Source organism: Acidovorax sp. KPB24-03 (assembly GCF_057546605.1).
In genome coordinates this window covers 1-4,945 of sequence record NZ_BAAJYR010000257.1, presented here as the reverse complement: position 1 = coordinate 4,945, position 4,945 = coordinate 1, and the positions used below count along the sequence as shown (strand labels likewise).

The 4,945-nt window shown below is 62.4% G+C and carries 4 protein-coding genes; 1 reads left to right on the top strand and 3 read right to left on the bottom strand.

Features of this window, described 5'->3' with window-relative positions; genetic code table 11:
* Window positions 1-167: 167 nt before the first annotated feature.
* From AC27KI_RS18590 to AC27KI_RS18580, 3 genes are read right to left on the bottom strand one after another with little or no spacing between them, the layout of a single operon-like run.
* Window positions 168-1,493, bottom strand: a complete 1,326-nt coding sequence (locus AC27KI_RS18590) for an aminotransferase class V-fold PLP-dependent enzyme (RefSeq protein ID WP_487115190.1) — start codon at window positions 1,491-1,493, stop codon at window positions 168-170.
* 31 nt (window positions 1,494-1,524) lie between these two features.
* Window positions 1,525-2,691 (bottom strand): trans-sulfuration enzyme family protein, encoded by a 1,167-nt coding sequence (locus AC27KI_RS18585; protein ID WP_487089273.1) that lies wholly within the window; start codon window positions 2,689-2,691, stop codon window positions 1,525-1,527.
* Between the two features lie 22 nt (window positions 2,692-2,713).
* Window positions 2,714-3,649 (bottom strand): tripartite tricarboxylate transporter substrate-binding protein, encoded by a 936-nt coding sequence (locus AC27KI_RS18580; RefSeq protein ID WP_487115192.1) that lies wholly within the window; start codon window positions 3,647-3,649, stop codon window positions 2,714-2,716.
* Between the two features lie 205 nt (window positions 3,650-3,854).
* On the opposite strand from AC27KI_RS18580, the gene AC27KI_RS18575 reads away from it, so the two are divergent.
* Window positions 3,855-4,748, top strand: a complete 894-nt coding sequence (locus AC27KI_RS18575) for a LysR substrate-binding domain-containing protein (RefSeq protein WP_487115188.1) — start codon at window positions 3,855-3,857, stop codon at window positions 4,746-4,748.
* Window positions 4,749-4,945: the final 197 nt, after the last annotated feature.

Sequence of the window (4,945 nt, the reverse complement as noted above, 5' to 3'; positions counted from 1 at the left end):
TCGCGAAAGATATCGCCCCTCCGCCATCGACATGCGCCTGCCGCCCCGCCAGATCGGGAAACGCTTCGAAGATCGCAAAGCGTCTTTCCGAAAACCGAACGGCGAACCACGGGCCCGTGGCAGGCTCGGCTTCAACGCAGGCCCGGATGTCCCGCAGCATCTGCAACTCAAGTCAACAGATTTCGCTCCGCCTGAATGGCTGCTACCAAGCGGTCCAGCTCTTCGGTGGTGTTGAACAGCGATGGTGTCACCCGCATCACAGGCCCGGAGGCTAATCCTGACTTCGCGACCACCAGAACGCCGTGCTTTGAGATGAAGCGCTCTTGGACCTTGCGCGCCTGCTCCATGGTGCGCAGGCCCGCCAGGCGAAATGCGCTGATCGCGCCATAGTTGTCGCGCTCCTGCGGCAGCATGAGTTCGACACCAGGCACATCCCGCGCCCTGCTGACCCAGTAGTCGCGCAGGGCACGCAGGTGGGCGAACTTGCGTTCCAGGCCGATGCGCTCTTGCACGGCCAAGGCTTTGGGAATGCTGAGCCGGGCTGCCACGTCCACGGTGCCTGTCGGAATGCGCGAGCGCAGGTCCTCCGCCTTGTAGATCTTGTTGCCCAGCCACTGCTGGATGTCTGCCTGTCTTTCCTTCTTGATGTAGATGGCGCCGGTACCCAGCGGCGCGGCCACCCATTTGTGCAGCGAAAAACCGACGAAATCCGCGCCATAGGTTTTTACATCGAAGGGCATATGGCCCACAGCCTGGGCACTGTCCAGAATGACATCGACGCCCCGCGCTTTGGCCATGGCCACGATCTCGGCGACGGGTGGCACAAGGCCATTGCGGTTGGAGACATGGGTCAGCAGCAGCAACTTGGCGCGCGGTGTGTTGCGCAAGATGCTGTCATAGGCTTGCAGCACATTGGCGCGGGTGTGGGGCTCAGGCAGATTGAAGCGCACGACCTTGGCGCCCCGGCTTTGCTCCAGATAGTCCATGGCGTACTGCATTTCGTCATAGTCGGTGTCGGCATAGATCACCGCGTCACCCGCGCTGAGTGGCCGGTAGTTGACGATAAGTGAATACAGGGCCTCCGTCCCCCCGCCGCACAGCGTGACCTCGTCCTGTGTGGCGCCGATGAGGTGGGCCACTGCTGCGCGCGACTTGTTGAGTTCGGGATCGCGCGGAATGCCTTGTACCGCGCTGCGCAGGAACGTGGAGTTGTACCGGTTCACCCACATCGAACGCTCGAAGTAATGGGCTTGAACCTCACGGGTCATGGCCCCGTAGTACGCCGCGTCCAGGTTGATCACCGTGCGGTCCACGTCGTAGAGCCCGGCAAGTTCCATTTGCAGTGCGCTGGAGCCTGCGGCGGCAGACATCGAAGTTGCGCCAGTGCCTGTTGCAGTGCCCGTCATGGCAGGCGTCGTTGCAGATGCAGTGCCTATGGCTGCCGCCAGTGAGCTGGCGGTGGCGTAGCGGAAAAAGTGGCGTCGTTCAATCATGGATGGCTCTTTTCTCTCTAGGGCTTGGAGGTCAGGACGGCAGTGCGCCAGCGGCATGCAGCGCTTGCTCAAGGTCTGCGATGAGCCTGCCCGAAGGCTCCAGCCCAATGGACAGTCGGACGATGCCCGCACTGAATGCGCAGTGCTTGCGTTTTCGTTGCTCTGTTTCGGGGTAGTACGCCGCCAGGCTGTGAACCCCGCCCCAGCTGGCCCCAATCTGGAACACCCGCAGTGCCGAGAAGAACTGGTGAATGGCGGCATCACCGTGGAAGTGCGGAACAAAAGACAGCACGCATCCACCACCGGTGAACGAAGCTGCCCAGCGCGTGTGGCTACGGTCTCCGGGGCGCGGCGGAAAGAGGACCTCTGTCACCGCGTCATGGCTGGTGAGCGCCGAGGCCACGGCCAGCGCACTGGCGCACTGGTGGGAATAGCGCACTTCCAGCGTGTCCATGCCCCGCAGGGCGAGGAAACAGTCTTCGGCACTCACCGCCTGCCCCAGAACACTCTGCGTGGTCCGAAACGCCTCGTACAGCGATCGGCTGTCCGTTGCGATGGTGCCGAGGAGCAGATCGGAGTGACCGCTCAAAAGTTTGGATGCAGCTTCCACCACGATGTCCACGCCCGCTGGAATGCCGCGAAACCCGAGGGGTGAGGCCCAGCTGTTGTCGAGCACCGTGCGCACGCCGGCTGTCCGGGTCACCTCCACGATGGCCGGAATGTCCTGCATCTCCATCGTGATAGAGCCTGGGGATTCGAGAAACACCAGCTTGGTTTGGGGGCGCAGCAAGCTCGCAAGGTCGGCCCCGGCCAAGGGATCGAATGTGTCGTGTTCTATGCCAAAGCGCTGCAGGTAGTCGCGGGCGAAGGTGCGCAGTGGACCATAGGCGGAGTCTGCGATGAGCACATGGTCTCCCGCCTCGAGCAGGGAAAGGGCGATCAAACACAGCGCCGCTTGCCCGGAAGGGACGGCGACACAATGGTGGGCTCCTTCCAGCGCCGCCACCCTTTCTTCCAGCGCGCGCGTGGTGGGGGTGCCAGTGACGCCGTAGGTGTAGCCGTCAAACAGGCGGTCTTTGCGGGAAGTGAAGTCTGCGACGGTGTCGAACAGGACGGTGGAGGCGCGCCAGACGGCGGGTGACAGGCTGCGAAACTGGTCGTTGGGCGCTTCGGGAGAAACGTGGGCTTGTGGGGTCATGCGGATGGCTCTTGCTCGCTGCTTATTCCGGCTTGATGCCCAGGCTGTTGACCACCTTGGCCCATTTGATGGCTTCGGCGCGTATGAAGGCCTGGGCCTCATCGGGAGAGCAACTGCCCAGCTGGATGGCAAGGCTGGAAATCCGGGACTGCACCTGCCTGTCCGCCAGCGCAGTGGCCGTCGCCTTGTGCAGCGCGGTGATGATGGGCTTGGGCACTTTGACCGGCGCCACCAACGCCCACCACTGTCCAAAGTCCATGGTGTTCAGCCCCAGCTCGCTGGCAGAGGGCACATTCGCAAGCTGTGGCACGCGCCGATTGCCCGTCACCATCAGGGGCACGATTTTTCCGGCACTGAACAGGCTGCTCGCGCTTGCCAAGGTGCAAAAGTGACCGCTCAGAACACCCGCCGCCACATCGGTCAATGCGGGCGCTGAGCCTTTGTACGGAATCATCTGCAATTCCAGCTTGGCCTCTTTGGCGTACAGACCCGCCGCCAGATGGCTGATGCTGCCCGTGCCGCTGGTGGCGATGCTCAGAGGCTCTGCCGCCTTTTTCGCATCGGCCACAAATTTCTGGTGCTGCCCAGCCTGGTACTTCTGCGCATCCACGAAAAGGACCAAGGGAGAGACTCCGAGGGTGGATATCGCCGCCGAGTCGTTCATGATGTCGTAGGGCATCTTCTGATAAATCGACGGTGCAATCGCGTGCGCCAGTTCGATGATGGCGACCGTGTACCCGTCCGCCGCCGACTTCACCATCGCGTCCACACCCAGGCGGCCTGCAGCGCCGGGACGGTTGTCGATCACCACCGGTTTGCCCAGCCCATCGGCCATGCTCTGGCCGACTGCACGGGCCAGCACATCGGTGCTGCCGCCCGCAGACCAGGGGACGATCAGTTTGATGGGCCTGTCGGGGTATGGCGCCTGCGCCCACAGCGAAGCACCGGGCAGCAACATCGCTGCGCTGGCAGCACCCCCCTTTTGCAACAACGATCTGCGATCCATGGCTGTGGTCCTTTCAATGTTGGTGGGCCGACCCATCAGCACCAGCGGGCAGTGCGCGTGGTCCGTAGGCCGGCGAATGAGAGGACTTTAGAATCCAGATCGATAACAATCAATGATGCGACCGATGGGGTCTATGCACAAAGCTGATAGGTGGTGAATGAACTTTCGTCAGATCGAAGCCTTTCGCGCGGTGATGGTGACGGGCTCTGCGTCCCGCGCTGCAGACCTGCTGCAGATCAGCCAACCGGCCATCAGCCGCAGCATTCTGGAGCTGGAGAAGACCACCGGGTTCGCGCTGTTCGACCGGGTCCGTGGTCGGTTGGTGCCCACCGCCGAAGGCCATCTCTTCTTTCGTGATGTGGAGACCACGTTCCAGGGCCTGGACAGACTGCGGATCAGTGCAGCGCGTATTCGGGACTTTGGGACGGGCGACATCCGCATTGCCAGCCTGGCGGCGATGGGATCGACCCTGGTGCCCCATGCGCTGCGCCTGTTTCGGCAAAAGCACCCGTCGATTGCCGTCACCTTGCAGGTGGCCAGCTCAGCCACCGTGCGCGAGCTGGTGGTGAGCAGCCGTTTTGAGGTCGGTCTGGCGGCTGACGAAATCGATGTTGCGGGACTGGAGCACCAGTTGTTCGCCACGCCCAAAGCAGTCTGTGCCATGCCCGAGGGGCACAGGCTGTGCGCGCGCAAGGTGGTCAAGCCGGAGGACCTTCACGAGGAGGCCTTCATCGCGCTCTCGCCGGAGGACACTGTGCGCAGAAAACTGACGCGAATTCTGGAGGCAGGCGACGTCGGGCCCAAGGTGGTGGCAGAGACCCCCAATTCATCCACCGTGTGCGCGCTGGCGATGGAAGGGCTGGGCGTGGGGCTGGTCAACCCCTACGCCACAGACGGCTATGCGGCCCGGGGCGTGGTGTTTCGCCCATTCTCTGCAGCGCTGCACTTTCGAACCTTGCTGATCTTTCGGCCGGATCTTCCCAAGTCACGCATCGTGCGTGACTTGGCGGCTTGTCTGCTGAGTGCGCGCAACGCCAAAGCAGATCGGTGAACTCCCGAGGGATGTGAAATGCGTCCACGTTTGCTGAACAGATGACCCCAACCAGCCTGTTTTGCCTTATTTGACAGTCAGCCTCACGGCTTTTTACTCATCCCGGTAATAAGAAAAATAGTCCTTGCTCATCAACACATCCACGCGATGCACCTGTGCCGCCTCGGCAAGGATCGCATTCATCCGCGCCACGTCGC

Coding starts and splice junctions, on each gene's coding strand:
- AC27KI_RS18580 (WP_487115192.1), bottom strand. CDS start 3,649: ATGTTGCTGCCCGGTGCTTCGCTGTGGGCGCAGGCGCCATACCCCGAC.
- AC27KI_RS18585 (WP_487089273.1), bottom strand. CDS start 2,691: ATGACCCCACAAGCCCACGTTTCTCCCGAAGCGCCCAACGACCAGTTT.
- AC27KI_RS18575 (WP_487115188.1), top strand. CDS start 3,855: ATGAACTTTCGTCAGATCGAAGCCTTTCGCGCGGTGATGGTGACGGGC.
- AC27KI_RS18590 (WP_487115190.1), bottom strand. CDS start 1,493: ATGATTGAACGACGCCACTTTTTCCGCTACGCCACCGCCAGCTCACTG.